Raw genomic sequence first — 18,336 nt, 5'->3', positions numbered from 1 at the left:
CTCTCTATTGTGGAATAATTTTTTCAATTGCAGAAGCGGGGAGCCAGCCCTTTCTTTTCGTTTCATCTTCAACAAAGAGATAGTCCCCGTGCTTTTTCCTGGTATGAACAATTCGCCCCTGTTGGATTTCTCCTGACCCAGCCGCTCCTTCGAATGGAGATACCTGTAGTCTGGAGTCTGCCACAACTACTGAGCTGTTCCAGTGACTATGGAGATATGAGCTCGTTGTTGTGACGATAATTATCACTAACAGGCAGCATATACAAACTGACAACGTTGTTTTTCGTGAAAATTTCAACCTGGTTGAAAGAAGCAGAAATATAGAAAGTACCACAAGCGATAATCCCCCCAGTCCTGTCCACTGATCCATACTGAGCAGATGTATTATTCGTTCGGAAAATGTTGATTCCATGGCAAACAATCCGCTTTCGGTACGTACAAGATGAAGGTTGCCGCTTATGTCAGAGTCGCCCGGAGCGAGTCGCAAGGCGCGTTCGTAGTTGAGAATAGCCTTCCCGGTCTGGTCTGTCATCGCATAGCTGTTGGCAAGGTTGTACAACACTCCTGGAGCATATCCATGCTCTTCCAGTAGTTCCTCATACATTTCAATGGCGCTGCTAAAATTACTACTGCTATAGGCAGCGTTGGCTTCATTGAATCGATCGCCGCCCGCAACCGCAGTAACTACCAATTGTGATTGCAATATCAAGATACTACAAAAGAGCAGAACTCTATGTACTCGTTTTAAAGTCATATCAGGGTCTCCAGGGTGGTTTTCAGTTTCCTGGTGTAATCTTCCATCGTTTCTCTACTGAGATTTGCACCACCATAGGCGGACTGTTCTGCAGCTGTGAATATTTCTAAAAGCTCAGGGTGCTGCGGTAGCTTTTCTGCAATATCTGCTCTGGTTATCGTTGTTGGCTGGCAGCCCCATAATGTACCCAGATGGTGCTGTATTGCTGATCTGCATGCAGCAAGAAATGCTGCACTGTTTTCCGCCATTCGTGATTCGTCAATTGCTGTAAATGATTTTTTCATCGCAGCACTGAGCTGTTTCATTTGACCTGCTTCGGGCCGCCTCTGTGCGCGTAGTTGCATTGTCTTGATCAGGAAAAAGTAAAGAATTGCCATAAAACAGATGACCATTACAGCAATAAAAAAGGGCTTTCTATACAGTGGCTTAATTGATCTTACAGCTTTTCCCGGCTCTATTTTTATCGGAGCAAGACCATGAAATAACGCTGTATTTTCTTCGATCTGAACCTTTTGGGGTTGAGGGGCCTGTATCGTAGCTGTAGCTGGGGCTGGTGCGGCTTTTCCGCTAACTGTAATGGGAAGCGGAGCAGATTTTTTGGTCACATATATGCCTTTTTGCGGATCAAAATATGAAAAAGACAGACTTGGAATTTCAGTGATTGATGGGGATTTTGCGACAATAGCCTGCTCAAAGACTTTCTTATCAACAGGGGTTTTGGATTTGTCAGGTGAGTACTGGCTATTTGCAGAATAGGTTTTCCATTCTGGCAGGCTGGGGAATATAGGAGCTTCAACTCTATCGAAGTTACCGCTGCCATGGACGCTGATCGTCAGTGTAATCGGCTCTCCAGTTTCAACCTTTCTGGGTTCTGCCTGTGTCTCTAAAGAAAAATCACCAATTGCCCCAGTAAAATCTTCAGGTCGTCCCTCCTCGGGAAGTGGCAGGATTTCCAAAGCGATATCTTCACTCGTGACTTTCAAGGGTCTTTGCGAGTATCCGCCCAGAACACTGTCAAAAAAATCATCGTCAAAGGGGGATCTGGAGCCAAAAATTGATGTTGAAGTACGTCGCTGGGGAATAAGCTGGGTCGCATCCAGTTCTATTCGTATGGTGTGCGCTCCCTCTTTTATGGTGGAGAGCGTCGTTTTCCAGGTCAGCACATTATAGATAGAGTTACCAACGCGTTCCTGGGTCTGCCGCGGTTGGTCATGGAGCTGCGGCATAACAAAGCCATCACCTATAATCGAAGGTGTGCTGTTCAGGTTCGCCCGAAGTCCCTGTCTGAAGTAGGCTTTAATTTCGATGGGAATTATCTCACCGATATAGCTTTTTTGCTTTTCATTGACCAGCAGAATAAATGCGCCTTTTTCATCAGCATTCCCTGTTTGAGTTTGCTGGCCGGAACCGGCTGCGGCAGGTTGCTGGACGCTTCTGCCCGAAGCGGTCACCTCAAATGGAATCGGTTCAGTGGTAATAGTGGTACCATCTGCATGGATACTGATTGGCGGAATAGTATACTTCCCGGGTTGGTGAGCCTGCAACAGACATGTGACAGATATCGAAGCGGAAAATTCGCCGTTAATCATGTTGAACTGACTGCTTTTTCCTCTCTGGTAGATATCAAAATTATTCGTTTCGGGGATTTCCAGATTTGCGGATCGGGTCCCGTTGATAGTTATTGTAAGTTGTGCCCCTTCATCTACAGAAAAGCTGGCAGACCCGAGTTTAGCGCTAACTGTTATCTCAGATTTTGAGAGTGCACTATTAACACAAGGAAATGCAATCAGGGCGATGAGTACAAACGCAACCAACAGGTATGGTGCTTTTCGATTAGCAAATATAGTGGAGTCTATCTTGCGCATTACCAATCCTTCTCTACGGTTTCAGAGCCGCCTGGTATAAAGTTCAATTCACCCTCTTCATTTTTTAAGGCATTCAGCAGGTTCTTAGCTTCTTCTTCTGTCATTTTACCTGCCTCACGGCGTTCCATGGCCCGCTGATTTTCAGCTTCCTGATCTGCAGGGTTACCTTCTTGCTGAGTATCCTGCTGAGAAGCCTGAGGTTGCTCTTTTTCGGCGGATTGCTCTTTTTTATCCTGGTTTTCAGAATTTTTAGCAGAATCTTCTTCTCTTTTTTCGGGTTGTTGTTGATCGCTATTGTCGTTATTACGATCCTGACCGGAATCCTGTTTCTTTTCGTCATCCCCTTCAGGTTGGTCGCTTTTCTGATCCTGTTTGTCCTGTTTATCCTGTTGGTCCTGCTTATTATCCTGCTTATCCTGTTTGTCTTGTTCCTGCTGCTGCTCCATCTGTTGCTTAAGCTCTTCAAGTTTTTGCTTAACAAATGTTGTGTTTTCTGCAGCCTGTGTATCGTTGGGGGTCAGTTTGAGAGTGCCCTCGAATGATTTTATCGCCTGCTCCCACTGCTCTATTGTGCTTTGTGGATCGGCTTGCTGGCTCTCCACACCTTTCTGGAAATGCGCATTTCCACGGTTAAAATATGCTTTGCTCTGAATAGAGAGGTCTTCTCCTTTGAGTGCCTGATTAAAGGAAGCGATGGCCTCATCATACAGATTGTTTTTATAAACGGCTGTGCCGTAGTTGTAGTGCAGAGCCTGATTATCCGGCTGTTGTTTGAGACGTTCCTGATACAGTTCAGAAGCTTTAAGGTAATTCTCATCTGCATAGGCGTCTTCAGCCTCAGATGCATGTATATCATGCACACCCTGAAGTGAGAAGATACCTGCTAATATCATAGGTATAAAATGTTTTTTCATTTTTCTTCCCGCCTTAAGGAAACCCGGAAAGGACAGCTGTTTATTTGACCTCCGTTCAGGGATACCAAACTCGAGTAGGAGCAGGAATATTGCTGCGGCCAGCGGCCAGCTAAATCGCTCTAAAGGTACTTTGTGACGTTTTTCGGAAAGTTCTTCTTTGGGAATCAGGGTCAACTTCTGTTGATATATCTTCTCCAGGCCTTCACCACTGTTGCCGAGCGGGACATAGAGTCCCTCTGTGGTTTCAGCAATCTTGGTAAGCGTTGACTCATCAAGTTTGGAGGTAACGTATTTTCCCTCACTATTTTTCACAAAGCTTCCGCTGCCGCTTTTTCCGTCAATCGGTATAAGCTCTCCCCCGGGAGTTCCAACGCCTACTGTGTAGATTGTCATGCCATTGTCATGCGCTTTCTCAGCAGCTTTCAGGGCATCTCCCTGAAGGTTTTCTCCATCGGTGAGCAGAATGAGGATTTTATGGTTCGTATCGTTATCCAGCACCTTTTCTGCTTCCTCAATTACAGCGGAGATGTTTGTTCCACCTTTGGGGATGATATCGGTGGTGATGGAGTTCAGTGACTGAATAAAGGCATCATAATCGAGGGTCATTGGACACATCAGGTATCCCGACCCTGCAAAGGGCATCAAACCAATTCTGTCACCTTCCAGCTGGTTGACAAAATCCATTATGCCGAATCTGGCACGTTGCAAACGGTTCGGTTTAATGTCTGTTGCCAGCATGGATTTTGATGTATCAAGGGCAAAGAGTATGTCGATACCTTTTCGTTTGACCTCGACCCATTTAAAACCGTATTGAGGGCGTGCAAGCGCAACAAAAAGCAGCATAACGGCAAGGATGATTATGGCATGTTTGAATCGCCTTCTGCCTGGGGAAATATGGCGTGTTAAACGACCAAGTAATTGGCTGGCCGCAAAGCGCTCGAGGCTCTTTTGCCGGTTCTTCTGCAAGATATGCAAAAGCACCAGAAGAACGATTGAAACGATAAGTCCTGTAAATATCCAGATTGGTTGAGCAAACTGCATTGTGTATTTACACCCGGTTATGGTAGCTGCTTTCGTTGAGCAGCAAGTTCAAGCCCTAGTAAAAGCAGGGCGGCTATAACAAAAAATGAAAATAGTTCCCGGTAGTTTTCAAATTTCTTGATGGTCCGGGTCGTGGTTTCCATTGTGTTGATCTCATCGTAAATTCTGGCAAGTGATTTAGAATCAGTGGCTCGAAAATACTGGGCACCGGTCATTTCAGCTACTTCGGATAAGGTCTTTTCATCAATATCAACCCGTACCATGCGCATGCGCTGGCGACCAAAAGCATCTCGCACCGGCATTGGTGCTTCACCCCGTGTTCCTGCACCGATTGTATAGACCTTGATGCCAAGTGTCTCTGCCGCCTCAGCTGCAACAAGCGGTGGAACCCGGCCTGAGTTGTTCATGCCATCTGTGAGCAGAATAAGAATGCGTGATTTAGAATCCTGGTCCCGCAGCCTGTTGATGCCGCTACCAATAGCAGAACCTATGGCTGTGCCATCTTCAATCATGCCTATGGAGAGCGATTCGAGCCGCTTACGCAACCAATCGTGGTCAAGAGTCAACGGGCAGACAAGATATGGCCTGCCGCCAAAACCGACCAACCCTATGCGGTCATTCGGGCGTTCTTCAATAAATTCATCTACAACTTTCTGGACAACTGCCAGTCGCGTTACTGCCTTTCCTGCCAAGGTGAAGTCCATCGCTTCCATAGAGCCACTGACATCAACCGCCAGAAGAATATCTATACCGCTTGCCTGAATTTCTGTGGTGGTGTTGCCAAGTTGCGGTCGTGCTGCAGCAAGGATCAACAGGCCGAGGACAGCCAGTCGCAAGCCGAATTGCAGATACGCAGGGCGTGTCTTACGACTCTTCGCCGCAAGGGAGGCAACAAGCGAGGTCGATGAAAAAATGAGTGAAGGTGCAGCGCCTTTGCGGCCGCGCAGAACAGCAATCAGCGGCAAAAGCAGCAGGAACCAGAGGAGGTGCGGGTAAAGAAATCGCATTATCTGACCTCCTTAAAAGAGGTGTCCGACTGATCGTTCTCGGTTTTATTGATAATGTGCAGCACCGTATCTTCCATCTCCTGCAGTAATGTGACTGTTCCTGCTTTATGAGCAAACTTTGCCAGATCGCAGAGTTCAAGGCACGATTTCAGCTCGGTGTTGAGTCCGGTAAGTGCAAGATGTTCGGGCTGGACACTTCCGGTGAGACTGACAAAAAGCTCACGGGTGGTCTGGCGCGTAGTGCGTAAACTAAACCGAACTTCGAGATAGCGTCTGAGTATATCAGAGACCCGCTCCATATAGCTGAGTGCCTGCTCGCTATTCATCATTTCCCGTGCCCGTAGCAATTGATCACGGGCGGTAATTGCCGGTGGAATCGGTGGAGGACCTGGTTTTTCGCGCTTAACAAACCACCAGTACAAAGCAAGCAGTAACAGCACTGCAGCGAGGAGAAGTAGCCCATACTGCAGATATGGGACCGGGTCTGGGAGGGGAACTGGTCCATAAATATCGTGCAGGTTTGTCGGGACTGCAGGCTGTACTGCGTTGCCTTGTGGCTGCTGGGGGGTGAGTAATTGCAGCGGTTGTTGTGCACTTTCGTCTGCCAGTAACGAAGTTGGAACCATGAGAGCCGAGAATCCGCTTATGAGTGTGAAAAATCTCATCTGCCAGCCCTCCGCATCCGTATTTTAAAGAAGTTGAGCAGTGGGGGAATGTAGGAGTCATCTGTGCTGAGTTCAAGCAGGTCGACACCGGATGAGCGAATTGCCCTGTTTATCTGGTCTCTTCTGCCCTTTGCCTGTTCCATATATGCCTGGCGCATTTCCGGATCGGAAGTGTTGATAACCACCTGCTCACCGCTTTCCGCGTCTTCCAGGGTGATCCAGCCTACATCGGGTAATTCTGCCTCACGGGGGTCAGACACCAGCAGAGAGATGAGATCATGACGCCGATTGCTGACCCGCATTTTTGGCATAAGTTTTTGTAGAGAATCATCAAAATTTCCCGGCAGGCAAAAATCAGAAATCAGGAAGGCAACACACTTTCGTTTAGCGACCTGATTGATAAAATTGAGCGGAACCGTCAGGTCCGTCTGCTTGCCGCGCGGCTGGAAAAAGAGGATTTCGCGGATAACCCGAAGTATATGTGAACGCCCTTTTTGGGGCGGAATGTAGAGCTCGATAAAATCGGTGTAAAGAATGAGCCCTACCTTGTCATTATTGCGAACTGCCGAAAAGGCAAGGACAGAACCGATCTCTGCCATGATTTCGCGTTTGGAAGAGGCCTTGGAGCCGAACTCGCCCGAGCTGCTGATATCAATCATCAGCATGATGGTCAGTTCGCGTTCCTCTGTAAATTTCTTTATATGCGGGATGCCTGTTCTTGCCGTGACATTCCAGTCGATGGACCTGATATCATCGCCCGGTACATACTCACGAACTTCGTCAAAGTTCATGCCCCGGCCCTTGAAGACCGAATGGTAGTTACCCGCAAGGCTGTCGTTAACCAGGCGGTTGGTACGAACCTCGATCTGGCGGACCTTTTTAAGAATATTCCTGGTAAGTTCTGCTTCCATAATAGATCTATGCTCTTAAGATATCTGAGATATTACGATTATGGTACCGGGACGGTATCGAGAATTTTCCGGATAATGTCTTCGCTGGTAACACCTTCTGCCTCTGCTTCATAGCTGATCCGCAGTCTGTGGCGCATAACATCGAGCGCTGCGTCTTTTACATCATCAGGGGTGACGTAACCTCTGCCAGCGAGAAATGCCAGGCTTCGTGCCACAAGTTTAAGATTGATTGTTGCACGTGGGGATGCACCTGTCTCGATATAGTCTTGCAGATTCAGGTTGAATTTTTGCGGCTCACGAGTAGCAAAAACAAGGGATACGATATAGTCCCGAATCTTATCATCCATGTAGATGGTGTTCATTACCTTACGGGACTCCAGGATATCTGAAGCCTGGGCAACAGGTATAACGTTTATCTCGGTTTCCGTATTGTCCATGGCATCGAGGATGAGGCGCTCCTGCTCCATGGTGGGATAATTCACCACGACTTTGAGCATAAAACGGTCTACCTGCGCTTCGGGAAGGGGATAGGTTCCTTCCTGCTCGATAGGGTTCTGGGTTGCAAGCACCAGAAAGAGTTCAGGTAAGCGAAAGCTCTGTTCACCAATGGTCACCTGTTTTTCTTGCATTGCTTCAAGAAGGGCTGATTGTACTTTGGCGGGTGCTCTATTGATTTCGTCAGCCAGGATCAGTGATGAAAAAACGGGTCCCTGTTTAACCACAAAGGTGGTCTGCTGCGGGTTATAGATCTCGGTTCCGATGATATCGGCAGGGAGCATGTCCGGGGTAAACTGGATTCGCCTGAAATCCGTCTGCACAGCTTTAGCGAGGGTTTTGACAGCAAGTGTCTTGGCAAGGCCCGGCAGACCTTCGAGCAGGATGTGGCCACCGGTCAACATCCCGACCAGCAGTCGTTCAACAAGGTGGTCCTGGCCGATAATCATTTTGCCTATTTCACGGCGCAAGGGGGCAAGCCATGCCGAACTCCGCTGGACATCTTCGTTTATCTTCTGGATCGAGCGATATACATCGTCGCCGGGTGAAGTCGTATTGGAGGTGGTTGAAGCTATTTCAGGTGGAGTTGGTGTTTGCTGGTTCTGTCCGAACATCGCGATCCTCAATGTAGATGATGGCTTATTGAATATTCTGTTATCTTTTTATCGAAATATTTTAACGCTATCGAATTATAATCACTCTACATTACCGATCACTTTCAAAACCATTACAATGCTGTAATCTTACAGAGAGAAGATGAAGTCACTGTCTATTTGTTGCAGTCATAAGCGGATCTGATTGCCCTTGATCCTCTGTGCAGATAACGAGATGAGATGAGTGAATACGTTAATAATTGCATGTGGTTAAGTGTTAAGTTTCATGGCAGATCCCGGGGGCAAGAAGGAATCAAACAGCGATAGGTGAGTTGTGAGTATATCGGTGATCCAGATCGTCTTTGATCTGTGATATAGTTTTATATGAGATATGCAACTTTCCAGGATTACGAACCAGGACACTTATTTCATATAACGAGGGATTCTTAAAAAACGTCCAACTATGCCAAAAATACGATCTGGTCGACAGAAATATTATAATGTTTTTGCGTATTTTTATGATTTTTTCATACAAATCCATAGCGGTCGCCACAGAGAAGAGACACGCAGGTTTCTGGTTGAGTCTGTCGGAATAGAAAAGAAAAAGCACTTGAGAATATTAGACATCTGCTGTGGTACCGGATCAGTTGTTCTTGCTTTCGCGGAAAAATATGCTGATGCCCTGGCAGTAGGTTATGATTTTTCTACTGGTATGCTGCATAAAGCAAAACACAAGGATAAGGCCAGCAGGATCGTACTTGTCCAGGGGGATGCAGCGTATTTGTCTTTTAATGATGATTGCTTTGATGTCGTTTGTTGTTCCCATGCTCTATACGAATTGAAAGGGCAGGACAGGACAGGCGCTCTTTGGGAGATGAAACGAGTGGTAAAGTCAGATGGACAGGTATTGATTATGGAGCATCAGATACCAAAACATCCCATAATCAAGATACTATTTTATATACGGATGCTGATGATGGGACCAACTGATTCACGGGAATTTTTACAGCAAGGGCTTACCCCTTTTGAGAGAATCTTCCCTGACGTCTCCCTATCACACACCCCATCGGGTAAAAGCAAACTTATACGTTGCCGCAAAACCACAGGGGATAATCGCCTAAGAACTCAGAAGATATAGGCTTGATTAGTGGGGGGAGCATTCAGGAGTATACCCTTGCTCTACATGTAACCAATCCTTTATAAGCCAAATTTCCATTAATGAGAGCATGAAGACATGGCCTCTATGCTGGCTTTCATGTTTCCAATACAAAATGTTTTTCATCAACGGTTTCAAATCGGATGTGCGACGCTTCCGGAAGACCTGCGATTTTCCATGCTTTCATCGGGTCGATGAACGCCTCGGCAACACAATTTCTCGGCTGATGAACGTTCTTACAGACGTAACTTAAAATTGGAAATGCGTTGAATTTTTTATAATAATCCCGCATGAATTTTACGATTTCCATCTGATGATCATCTAAATCACTCATTCCCTCACGTTTGGCAAGTACCTGAGCCACGTCCTCATTCCAGTCGTCAAGGTGGACTAAAAAACCATTGTTATCTATGCTGACCTTTTTCCCTGCATATTCTAATTCAGCCATTATCCTTACCTCCATTGTTGAATACATAGGTAATGTACTTATGGATAACCGTATGTTTTTCCTCGTATCAAGGTCATTTAATGACCATGATCGAAATCGAGACGAAGTAGGTCATTTGTAAGGTTCCATGTTTTTCATGTTCAAGGTTATTGAAGACTATCAATGCATTTGGTCTGCTATTTTCTTTGCTATTGTCCGAAAAATATTACTAGTTGCAGAGTCCGGTAATGAGACCAGTAATGGAACTCCAGAGTCACCACCCTGCTGCAACTCAAGGTCAATTGGCAGTGTACCCAATAGGGGAATACCTGTTTCTTCCTGGAGTTTCTCTCCGCCTCCGTGTCCAAATATTTCAATTGGTTGTTCCGAATGACTGCAGATGAAATACGACATGTTTTCAACCAGGCCTACGATTGTCTGTCCCGTTTTATGAAAGAGTTCAATGGCTCGCCTGACATCTGCCAAGGCAACTTCCTGAGGCGTTGTTACCATGAGAATTGAACAGTGTGGGATTGCGTTTGCAACTGCAATTGAAGGGTCTCCGGTTCCGGGGGGAAGGTCTATAACCAGATAATCGAGTTCTCCCCAATTCACCTGATCAAACAACTGATGAATCATCTTGGAAACCAGAGGACCCCGCCAGATAAAGGCTTCGTTGCTGGAGGCAGTCATTCCCAATGACATAATTCGTAATCCATATTTTTCTTTGGGAATTATCATATTGTCCTTCTGGGCCAAGGTCTCGGTAATACCCAACATCAACGGCACGCTGGGCCCATAAATGTCGGCATCCATAAGCCCTACCTTTAGCCCATGTTGAGCAAGAGCCAGAGCCAAATTTACAGCGACCGTCGTTTTACCCACACCTCCTTTCCCGCTCGCCACCGCTAAAAAATGTGTTACATTTTCAATACCTTTCAACGGAGCTCTGGGAAATATTTTTTCAAACTCTTCCCGACTCAAAGTAATGATGCCCACCTGTACAGAAGAAACACCGGGCAAAGCCCCCACTGCTTTCTCTATTTGAGCTACTAATACTTTTCTCAGGGGCGAACGTTCGCTTTTTAGAGCCAAATCGAGTGTAACTGCACCGCCTTTTACGGAGATGTTTTTAATCATGCCTATATCGATGAGACTCTTTTTCAATTTTGGATGCAGAACGAACTGCAGGGATTCTATGATCTGCTTCTCATCCATTAGAATTGCCTCGTGAGACTGAATTAAATTTTTCGTCATTCCAGGAGTTTTCTATACCTGTTCAGTGATTTTCTCAGACAAAACCTCTGCCAACGTTTGTAATGCCAACGACCCGGGAGCTGAAGGGTAGGCTGAGATCACTGGTTGCGCGTTCGCCACAGCCATTGGCATACTGTTGTCATAAGGTATTTCTGAGAGTATGAAATACCCGTTTTCATCAGCAAATTGTCGTATTGCTCTCTGCGACTCAAGATGGATATCGGATCTGTTCAGCGTTATGCCCAGAGGAATTTTGAAATGTTTTACGACCTCCACGACCCGTTTTAAATCATTAAGCGCTGCCGGTGTCGGCTCGGTTACCAGAATCACATAATCAGCACCTTTGAGTGAGGCGATGACGGGACAGCCAATTCCTGGAGGCCCGTCAGTAAGGAGTATTTCTGCATGGGAATTCGTGGCTTCCAGCCTTGCTCTCTTTTTAACGATATCTACGATATGACCCGAACTGGATCCCCCTATGTGCAGTTCACCGGTAACAAGTAACATGTTTACTGTATCAAAAATATTGAGCTGCCCATTAACTACATCATGTATCTCAATGGCCTTCTCCGGGCATATTAACGAGCATGCGCCACACCCTTCACAGGAATAAGGAATAATTACAGGTTTATCCGCGCCGCATATTGATGAAAATTTACAAACATCTTTGCACATCATACAGCCAATACATTTGTCATAATCGATACATGCCTTGGAGGATGCTGCTATCTCTTCAGAGTTTCGTAGTTTTGCCCCAAGGACCAAGTTAAGGTTAGGCGCATCTACATCTGTATCGGCTAGCACCACTGTATATTTCCTGGCCAGGATAACACCAAGTGATGCAGCAATAGATGATTTGCCAACGCCCCCTTTACCGCTGAGTATCACGATTTCCTTCATGGCAGGTTCTCGTGTGCAATGTGTTGAGCTAACCGGATAAACGTCATGGCGCCTGCAGCCTCAGGAAACAATGTAACAAAAGGCTTTCCATGTACATAACTCTTGATGAGTAAGTCGTCGCAATTGAGTTTAGTCTCAAAAACTATGTTATGCGTATCTGTCATATCCTGTTCAAACTTCTTCGATGAAGGTAAGTCAGCCCGGTTCAAAAATGCGGTGCATTTAAGCTTCAAGATGTCCAGGAGTTCCAGGATGAGTCCGAAGTCATGAGCACCAAGTGGAGTGGGTTCTGTCACCGCTATCACCATGTCTGCACCTTGCAAAGCTTTAATAACATTGCAGTGTGCTCCAGGCGATGTGTCAACAATAATGAGGTCAAAATCCGCAGCTTCCTGAAACACTCTTACCTTGAGTCTGTCTACTACAATTGCACTTTCTTCAAGTGATGGTATGAGTTCACCTGTATAAACAGCAACATTCCCCTGTGTTGTCTTATATGTCGTGCCGATTGTTCTTTTACCTCGGCGTATGGCGTTTGGTTCGCATACCAAAAGGCAGGCTTCGCAACCATTACATGCTCCGAGCAGTACGGGGGGCTTGTTCTGAGGAAGAAAGAGAGAATTAAGGCGACATGCTTCTATACAGGCACCACATCTGGTGCAGAGTATTGGATCAACATACGGTACAGTGATAAAAATATCGACGGGGTCGTCCAACCTCATACCCATGAGAATTGCAGCATTAGGGGCATCCACATCGGCATCGACCAAAGCAACCTTATGCCCGAAATTTGCCAAGGCACAGGCAATATTTACGGCAACAGTCGTTTTACCAACGCCCCCTTTGCCACCTGTTACACCAATCACAGGTGTCTGGAAGCGCTTTTTATGATAGGCTGCAAGAACTTCGGGTTGCAATGTCTTTATTTGACTTTTCGGCATCTTCCGCGCCCTTGGCCGTGACCTTGTCCCATCCCGCGCCCCATTCCTCGGCCAAGTCCTCTTCCTTGTCCGGGTCTGAAAGGTGCTTCTTCTGGTGCAGCTGATTCAGCCTTGCGATATTCACCTCGAGTAAATTTAGTCAGAGCCTCTTGAACTGTGTCTTGTGGTGAGAGACCTTCGTAGATCATGATATCTGACTGTTGGAGAGCATTAGAAGCATTGGGGCCGACATAGCCAGTCAGTACTGCGTTAACGCCTTTATTCGTGATGAGTTGTGCAGCGGCGATCCCTGCCCCTTGTGTCTGTGAGGCTGCACTATTGTCGACGACTTCCGTTTCCTTGGTTTCCGTATCTATAATTAAAAAAAAGGAAGCCCTGCCAAACGCCGTGTCCACAATTGCTGCCATATCTCTTCCTGTAGAGGTTATGCAAAGTTTCATATCACCCTCCTTTGGGTCTTTTATTGTCTTCTGTTTTTTTTGAGGTAATACGCAGGAAAGTTTTGTTAGGGATGTCTAATCTTCACTATGTAGAGACGTTAAGAAGAAAAAAAACACATGCAAGAACTACAAAGTGGTAATTATTTTAGAGTCTTGAGGCGTGAAAGTTGGTATGTGTCGAGAACGCTTATAAATGGTTGCAAGTTGGTCTCTAAAAAGCTGAAGGAACAAATGTTGATTATCAATCAACGTAGTTTCACTGGCTGTCTCGGACAACTTCCTAATCGTATTTTCCATTTACACATTTGAAGCCAGACATACCCAAATTCATTGCAGGTTGGGGGTTAAGCAGCATCATTTGCAAGGTGGCCTCGATCTTGAACCACCTGATGACCTTTAGGATGGAAACCTGTTAGCAGATTTGCCGCTTTTTTTCTGAGTGTTTTTAATCGCTTTAAGTATGGTAGTTTCGGCCAGGGCTACCATCTGGAAATGATTTCCTCAACATTGTTTAAGTATGCATTGTTGCGAACCTGCCTATATTTTCAAATGCTGCTAATATTGACACTTGAATACGAAATACGATATCCTTATAAATAGAGTAGCGCGGGGTGGAGGAACTGAAAGACATGTCCTTTCCTCTACGATTGCGTAAGCGTGTGTTAAAATAGAAAACTACGACCTGTATTAAATTCACCCGTCATATTCCTTTGTTGTATAAGGGAGGGAGATATGTGGAGAATTACATCTGGGTTAGACTGTAAAAACACTGCTCTTTTAAATAATTTAAATAGTTACACCAACTCAGAAGCTCTTCTTATTCAAGAAGCTCTCCTTCTTGTCGAAGCCCATCCCTTTAAAGGTGCTACGCATATAAACAGCGTTGCACAGATCCTGATTGATCAGGGTGCGGATGCCAGTGCAATAGTCTCTTTCCTTATTGCACCAGTATTGTGGGAGCACTCCATATCCCTTGCTTTTATCAAAAAAAAATTCGGAAAAAAAGTCTCCAGGATTTTAAAACAATTCGAACATCAACCAGCCTTCAAAAGTAGTTCAGACCGATGTTTTCTTAAAGACCTGCAGAGAATGAGTGTCTCTTCCCCCCTTGATATCTGCCTGACAACCGTATTGCTTTCATTTCTTTTACTGGAGCTCAAAAAAACTATTGCAGGTGAACACTCACATGGCCTTGCGATAGCTGATGATGTTTTATTGTATGCTGTACCGGTTGCAAGCATGCTTAATCTTCGGAGATTGCGCCGGGAACTGGAGGATGCCGCGTTCAGGCTTCTTCAACCAGAGATGTATGTTGCCCTTAAAGAACAGGTTGCACCTCTTTCAAGTGAGGATGAACAATGCCTGGACCTTATCAAAACTGTAATACGCCGCTTGCTGAAAATAAACGGAATCAAAGGGGAAATTCAGGGAAGGGTCAAGAGTCTTTATAGTATTTACTGTAAAGTTTACCATTGTGGTAGAAGTCTTGAATCTATTCTCGATCGTATCGGTCTCAGAATAATTGTTCATACTGTCCCTGAATGTTATCGGATTCTGGGGATTCTGCATTCGCATTTCCAACCGATTCCCGGTTCTTTCGATGATTACATAGGCTCTCCAAAAGCAAACGGCTACCAGTCCCTGCATACCTGTGTGTACCCTGTTCGTGATGTTGCTTATAAGCCAATAGAATTTCAAATCCGTACTGAATGTATGCATAAAGAATCCGAATCAGGTATCGCAGCGCACTGGCAGTATAAGAGACGGAGGCGGGCGTTTGCTGCTGGAAAGCGTTTACAAAAATTTCCAGGATACAAAGAGTCAGCCGAAGCGTATTCTTCTTCACCAAATGTGGAAGCGTTTTTTCAACTCCTTCAGCAACAGGTTCATGAGGGAAGTATCGTAATTTTTGGCAGGGAAGGGCGAATCATTCAACTTCCTGAAAACACAACACTCAGGCAGTATTTTCAGAAAGTGGGCATGACTGTTTCTGCAAAAGATCGAGTAACGGTCAATGGAAATACGGTAGGTCTCAGGCATATCTTAAAAGATGGAGATTCAGTTGAGATCATTTCTGTCGTTGATTCCAGAGAAGATGATTCTCACTCATCTGACTTGAGTTCAGATGTTCGAGGTGTGTTGTCATTACAGACAGCCTCCGGGCTGTAGCGGTAGATGTAGCTAAAAAAAGACGGGATAGATCTGCGGATTGTTGGTGGATAACTTTTTTATGGAGGCAGACATATTATGTCATCCCCAAAGACCGTCGGACTGGTTCTGGGCTGTGGTGCTTCTCGTGGCTGGGCTCATATTGGTGTCATCGAAGCACTTGAGGAAGCCAATATCCCAATTGATTTCATTGCCGGTTGCAGTGTTGGAGGCTATATCGGAGCTTTGTATGCAAGTGGGAAAATACATAGTTTGAAGGAGTTCCTGCTGCGAATGAATGGCAAAAAGATTTTTTCCTACCTTGATGTAGTCTTCCCCCGATCAGGTCTACTGAACGGCTCAAGACGTGTACACGAACTCTTCTCAATGCATACCGACATGCAGTCCTTTGAAGAACTTGAAATTCCACTGGTGATGGTGGCAACGGATCTTGAACGCGGAGAAAAAGTTGTATTAAAAACCGGCAATCTTGTTGAAGCGCTTCGAGCCACAATGTCCTATCCCGGACTTTTTGCACCAGTGTGCATCAAAGGACGTTGGCTCGTGGATGGTGGTGTAGTTGATCCGGTACCGGTGGGTGTTGCACGAGCAATGGGTGCCGGGGTTGTTATAGCAGTTGATTTGAATAGCAGAATAGTTTCGCACAAATCTCAGTTTCATCGTGAAATACTTACAGGGCCCGAGCAGTTACCATCCCCGGAAGAGAATAAAAAAAACCATGAACTCTTCGAAAGGATGATGAGTTTTTATGCGGGCTCTGAGGGGGGACTTAAGGATAAACCCATTACAAACATTGATCCCTCGCGCCGCCTATCAGTTGCCCCGGATATTATTGAAACCATAATGACATCCATCAGTATAATGCAGGAGAGAATTACCCGCATCAATTTGGCTGTAGACCGTCCGGACATACTGATCCAACCACGTCTTGGCGAGCTGAAAATGATGAATTTTGATCGGGTGGAGCACGCCATTGAGGAAGGGTATATTGGAGCGAAAGAGAAACTCGAAGACATTCAGACGTTGTTGGCGTCCGTTTGACATGCGTTGCAAAATTAAGGCGATCTAGTGGGCGCATTATTCCGTCAGGTCGTTTGGGTAGTGCGTGCTCAATTAAAGATACTATTCATTAGGAGGTGCTCTTATGTTGACACGATTGAGTGATATCGATCGAATGTTCAGGACTTTTGATCTACTGCAGAACCGTGTTGGTGGGCTATTATCTGATTTTGACCGTGCTCATCGTTATGGTACTGGCGTGACAATGGATGCAGGGATGCCGCGAACCAACCTCTACGATCTTGGTGGTAAGTTCGAGATATTAGTTGAGGTTCCAGGTTGTTCAAAAGAAGATTTGAGTGTGAAAATCCAGGGCAACTATCTTGAGTTGAGTGGAACACGGAAGTCCGATATTCCAGAAGGGTACTCTACTCATCGGCATGAAAGAGTCTCCGGTTCATTCACACGGAGTTTTACCCTGCCTGCAGATGTGAATGTTGATGGGGTTGAGGCTACAGTGACAAATGGCATTCTTCGCTTGTCGCTACCTAAATCTGAATCTGCCCAACCACGGCAGATTAAAATCTCATAGGCCAGGAGCACGTTATTTCTTTAAGCACAATATTGATGGAGGTAATTCCATGAGTGATACATCCGAAATCATGAAAAGAGAAGAGACTAACCCGGAGGTGCTTCAACAATTGAATACCGTCAGCCCTGTAGTGGACATCTTTGAGAATGATGAAGAAATTCTTTTGTATGCTGATATGCCTGGTGTGGCAAAGGAAAATTTGTCTATCAACATCGATAACGGAAAACTTATGCTGAGTAGTACCCGACGACTTGGAGTACAGGGCGCTGCGACCTGGGAAGAGTTTGGTGATGTGGAATTCCACAGAGTATTCTCGATACCACAGACTATCGATATATCAAAGGTCAACGCTGTTTTGAGCAATGGGGTTCTTCAGTTGCATCTGCCCAAGTCAGAAGCTGCTAAACCTAAACAGATTGAGATCAAGGTAGCATAAAGCACCATATAGAGGCAGGTTATGGATATTAAAAAACTGGCACCATGGAATTGGTTTCAACATGAGGAAGAAAAAAAGGATTTCTTTCCTGTCAAGCGATCACCACGAGAGCGCCGATCTGAGCTATCTTCTGTTCAACCTTTTCAGGAATTTGACAGTATATTTGACAATATGCTGGATGATACGAGGTGGCCGCTGTCCCGACTGAAGCATAGTCTCACACCACTTACCGGTTCCGATATGATCCGGCCCCACGTGGATATTGGAGCGAACAACAAGGAGTATACCATCACTGTTGAGGTTCCTGGAGTTAGCGAAAAAGATATGACTCTTGAGTTGTCCGGCAGATGTTTGATTATAAAAGGAGAAAAGAGACAGGAACAGGAAAATAAGGAGACAAACTATTACCGAATTGAACGTTCGTATGGTTCATTTTACCGCACATTGACTCTCCCCGATGATGCAGAAGAGGAAAACATTGAGGCAAAATTCAAGGATGGAATATTGACAATTTCAGTCCCGCGGCGAGATCAAATTTCCACAGACTCCAAAAGAATTGAAATAGGGGGGCCTGAGTAGATAGGACGTTCAAAAATTTTTTGAATCTTATCTTCCAGGCAGAGCTGGCTCCATATATTCATTCAGTTTTGCCTGGAAGTATTATGTATTATCTACAGGCCATGAAAGCTTGAACAATTGCATGCAGGCTGTTTTGCTGTAAGGGGCAGTTGTTTATACAGCAGTTGTAACAGTAGCTTCTCCTGAGAGAGTTGC

General features: G+C 45.5%; 18 protein-coding genes. 6 read left to right on the top strand and 12 right to left on the bottom strand.

Annotated features, from left to right (window positions below; translation table 11 throughout):
• Positions 1–4 precede the first annotated feature (4 nt).
• From FCL46_RS24430 to FCL46_RS24400, 7 genes are read right to left on the bottom strand one after another with little or no spacing between them, the layout of a single operon-like run.
• Positions 5–754 carry a tetratricopeptide repeat protein gene (locus tag FCL46_RS24430; protein WP_136809106.1) on the bottom strand — a complete coding sequence of 250 codons (750 nt, stop codon included), beginning with the start codon at positions 752–754 and terminating at the stop codon, positions 5–7.
• Positions 751–2,619: a BatD family protein gene (locus FCL46_RS24425; RefSeq protein ID WP_136809105.1), complete on the bottom strand. Its 1,869-nt coding sequence runs from the start codon at positions 2,617–2,619 to the stop codon at positions 751–753. Before FCL46_RS24425 ends, FCL46_RS24430 begins: the two co-directional genes overlap by 4 nt.
• The gene (locus tag FCL46_RS24420) at positions 2,619–4,574 is read right to left on the bottom strand and encodes a VWA domain-containing protein (RefSeq protein WP_136809104.1); all 1,956 of its coding nucleotides are present in this window, start codon (positions 4,572–4,574) and stop codon (positions 2,619–2,621) included. Before FCL46_RS24420 ends, FCL46_RS24425 begins: the two co-directional genes overlap by 1 nt.
• Positions 4,575–4,591: 17 nt before the next feature.
• The gene (locus tag FCL46_RS24415; protein WP_136809103.1) at positions 4,592–5,581 is read right to left on the bottom strand and encodes a vWA domain-containing protein; all 990 of its coding nucleotides are present in this window, start codon (positions 5,579–5,581) and stop codon (positions 4,592–4,594) included.
• The gene (locus tag FCL46_RS24410) at positions 5,581–6,246 is read right to left on the bottom strand and encodes a hypothetical protein (RefSeq protein ID WP_136809102.1); all 666 of its coding nucleotides are present in this window, start codon (positions 6,244–6,246) and stop codon (positions 5,581–5,583) included. Before FCL46_RS24410 ends, FCL46_RS24415 begins: the two co-directional genes overlap by 1 nt.
• Positions 6,243–7,157 carry a DUF58 domain-containing protein gene (locus tag FCL46_RS24405; RefSeq protein ID WP_136809101.1) on the bottom strand — a complete coding sequence of 305 codons (915 nt, stop codon included), beginning with the start codon at positions 7,155–7,157 and terminating at the stop codon, positions 6,243–6,245. Before FCL46_RS24405 ends, FCL46_RS24410 begins: the two co-directional genes overlap by 4 nt.
• A 38-nt stretch (positions 7,158–7,195) precedes the next feature.
• Positions 7,196–8,266 carry an AAA family ATPase gene (locus FCL46_RS24400; RefSeq protein WP_136809100.1) on the bottom strand — a complete coding sequence of 357 codons (1,071 nt, stop codon included), beginning with the start codon at positions 8,264–8,266 and terminating at the stop codon, positions 7,196–7,198.
• Between the two features lie 442 nt (positions 8,267–8,708).
• Here FCL46_RS24400 and FCL46_RS24395 point away from each other — a divergent pair, with 442 nt between their 5' ends.
• Positions 8,709–9,383 (top strand): class I SAM-dependent methyltransferase, encoded by a 675-nt coding sequence (locus FCL46_RS24395; protein ID WP_136809099.1) that lies wholly within the window; start codon positions 8,709–8,711, stop codon positions 9,381–9,383.
• A gap of 115 nt (positions 9,384–9,498) precedes the next feature.
• Here FCL46_RS24395 and FCL46_RS24390 read toward each other — a convergent pair whose 3' ends face one another.
• From FCL46_RS24390 to FCL46_RS24370, 5 genes are all read right to left on the bottom strand, one after another.
• A complete protein-coding gene (locus tag FCL46_RS24390) occupies positions 9,499–9,849 on the bottom strand; it encodes a TusE/DsrC/DsvC family sulfur relay protein (protein ID WP_136809098.1) in 351 nt (116 codons plus the stop codon).
• Between the two features lie 159 nt (positions 9,850–10,008).
• Complete coding sequence (locus FCL46_RS24385) at positions 10,009–11,046, bottom strand: Mrp/NBP35 family ATP-binding protein (RefSeq protein WP_217909515.1); 1,038 nt, start codon at positions 11,044–11,046, stop codon at positions 10,009–10,011.
• Positions 11,047–11,097: 51 nt separating this feature from the next.
• Positions 11,098–11,985: an ATP-binding protein gene (locus FCL46_RS24380; protein WP_136809096.1), complete on the bottom strand. Its 888-nt coding sequence runs from the start codon at positions 11,983–11,985 to the stop codon at positions 11,098–11,100.
• Complete coding sequence (locus tag FCL46_RS24375) at positions 11,982–12,926, bottom strand: nucleotide-binding protein (protein ID WP_136809095.1); 945 nt, start codon at positions 12,924–12,926, stop codon at positions 11,982–11,984. Before FCL46_RS24375 ends, FCL46_RS24380 begins: the two co-directional genes overlap by 4 nt.
• On the bottom strand, positions 12,908–13,366 hold the full coding sequence (locus FCL46_RS24370) for a NifB/NifX family molybdenum-iron cluster-binding protein (RefSeq protein WP_136809094.1): 459 nt from the start codon (positions 13,364–13,366) through the stop codon (positions 12,908–12,910). The genes FCL46_RS24375 and FCL46_RS24370 overlap by 19 nt, the downstream gene beginning before the upstream one ends.
• A 732-nt stretch (positions 13,367–14,098) precedes the next feature.
• On the opposite strand from FCL46_RS24370, the gene FCL46_RS24365 reads away from it, so the two are divergent.
• The 5 genes from FCL46_RS24365 to FCL46_RS24345 all read left to right on the top strand — a co-directional run bounded on the left by FCL46_RS24365 (position 14,099) and on the right by FCL46_RS24345 (position 18,141).
• Complete coding sequence (locus FCL46_RS24365) at positions 14,099–15,535, top strand: TGS domain-containing protein (protein WP_136809093.1); 1,437 nt, start codon at positions 14,099–14,101, stop codon at positions 15,533–15,535.
• 78 nt (positions 15,536–15,613) lie between these two features.
• Positions 15,614–16,576, top strand: a complete 963-nt coding sequence (locus FCL46_RS24360; protein ID WP_136809092.1) for a patatin-like phospholipase family protein — start codon at positions 15,614–15,616, stop codon at positions 16,574–16,576.
• A gap of 103 nt (positions 16,577–16,679) precedes the next feature.
• Positions 16,680–17,126 (top strand): Hsp20/alpha crystallin family protein, encoded by a 447-nt coding sequence (locus tag FCL46_RS24355; RefSeq protein WP_136809091.1) that lies wholly within the window; start codon positions 16,680–16,682, stop codon positions 17,124–17,126.
• Between the two features lie 49 nt (positions 17,127–17,175).
• Positions 17,176–17,562 carry an Hsp20/alpha crystallin family protein gene (locus FCL46_RS24350; RefSeq protein ID WP_136809090.1) on the top strand — a complete coding sequence of 129 codons (387 nt, stop codon included), beginning with the start codon at positions 17,176–17,178 and terminating at the stop codon, positions 17,560–17,562.
• A gap of 21 nt (positions 17,563–17,583) precedes the next feature.
• Positions 17,584–18,141: an Hsp20/alpha crystallin family protein gene (locus FCL46_RS24345; protein WP_136809089.1), complete on the top strand. Its 558-nt coding sequence runs from the start codon at positions 17,584–17,586 to the stop codon at positions 18,139–18,141.
• The last annotated feature ends 195 nt before the right edge of the window (positions 18,142–18,336 follow it).

Origin of the sequence: Desulfosediminicola flagellatus, assembly GCF_005116655.2 — a bacterium.
Classification (GTDB): domain Bacteria; phylum Desulfobacterota; class Desulfobulbia; order Desulfobulbales; family Desulfocapsaceae; genus Desulfopila; species Desulfopila flagellata.
Note: the sequence above shows the minus strand (reverse complement) of the source record. Positions and strands in the feature narration are given on the sequence as shown.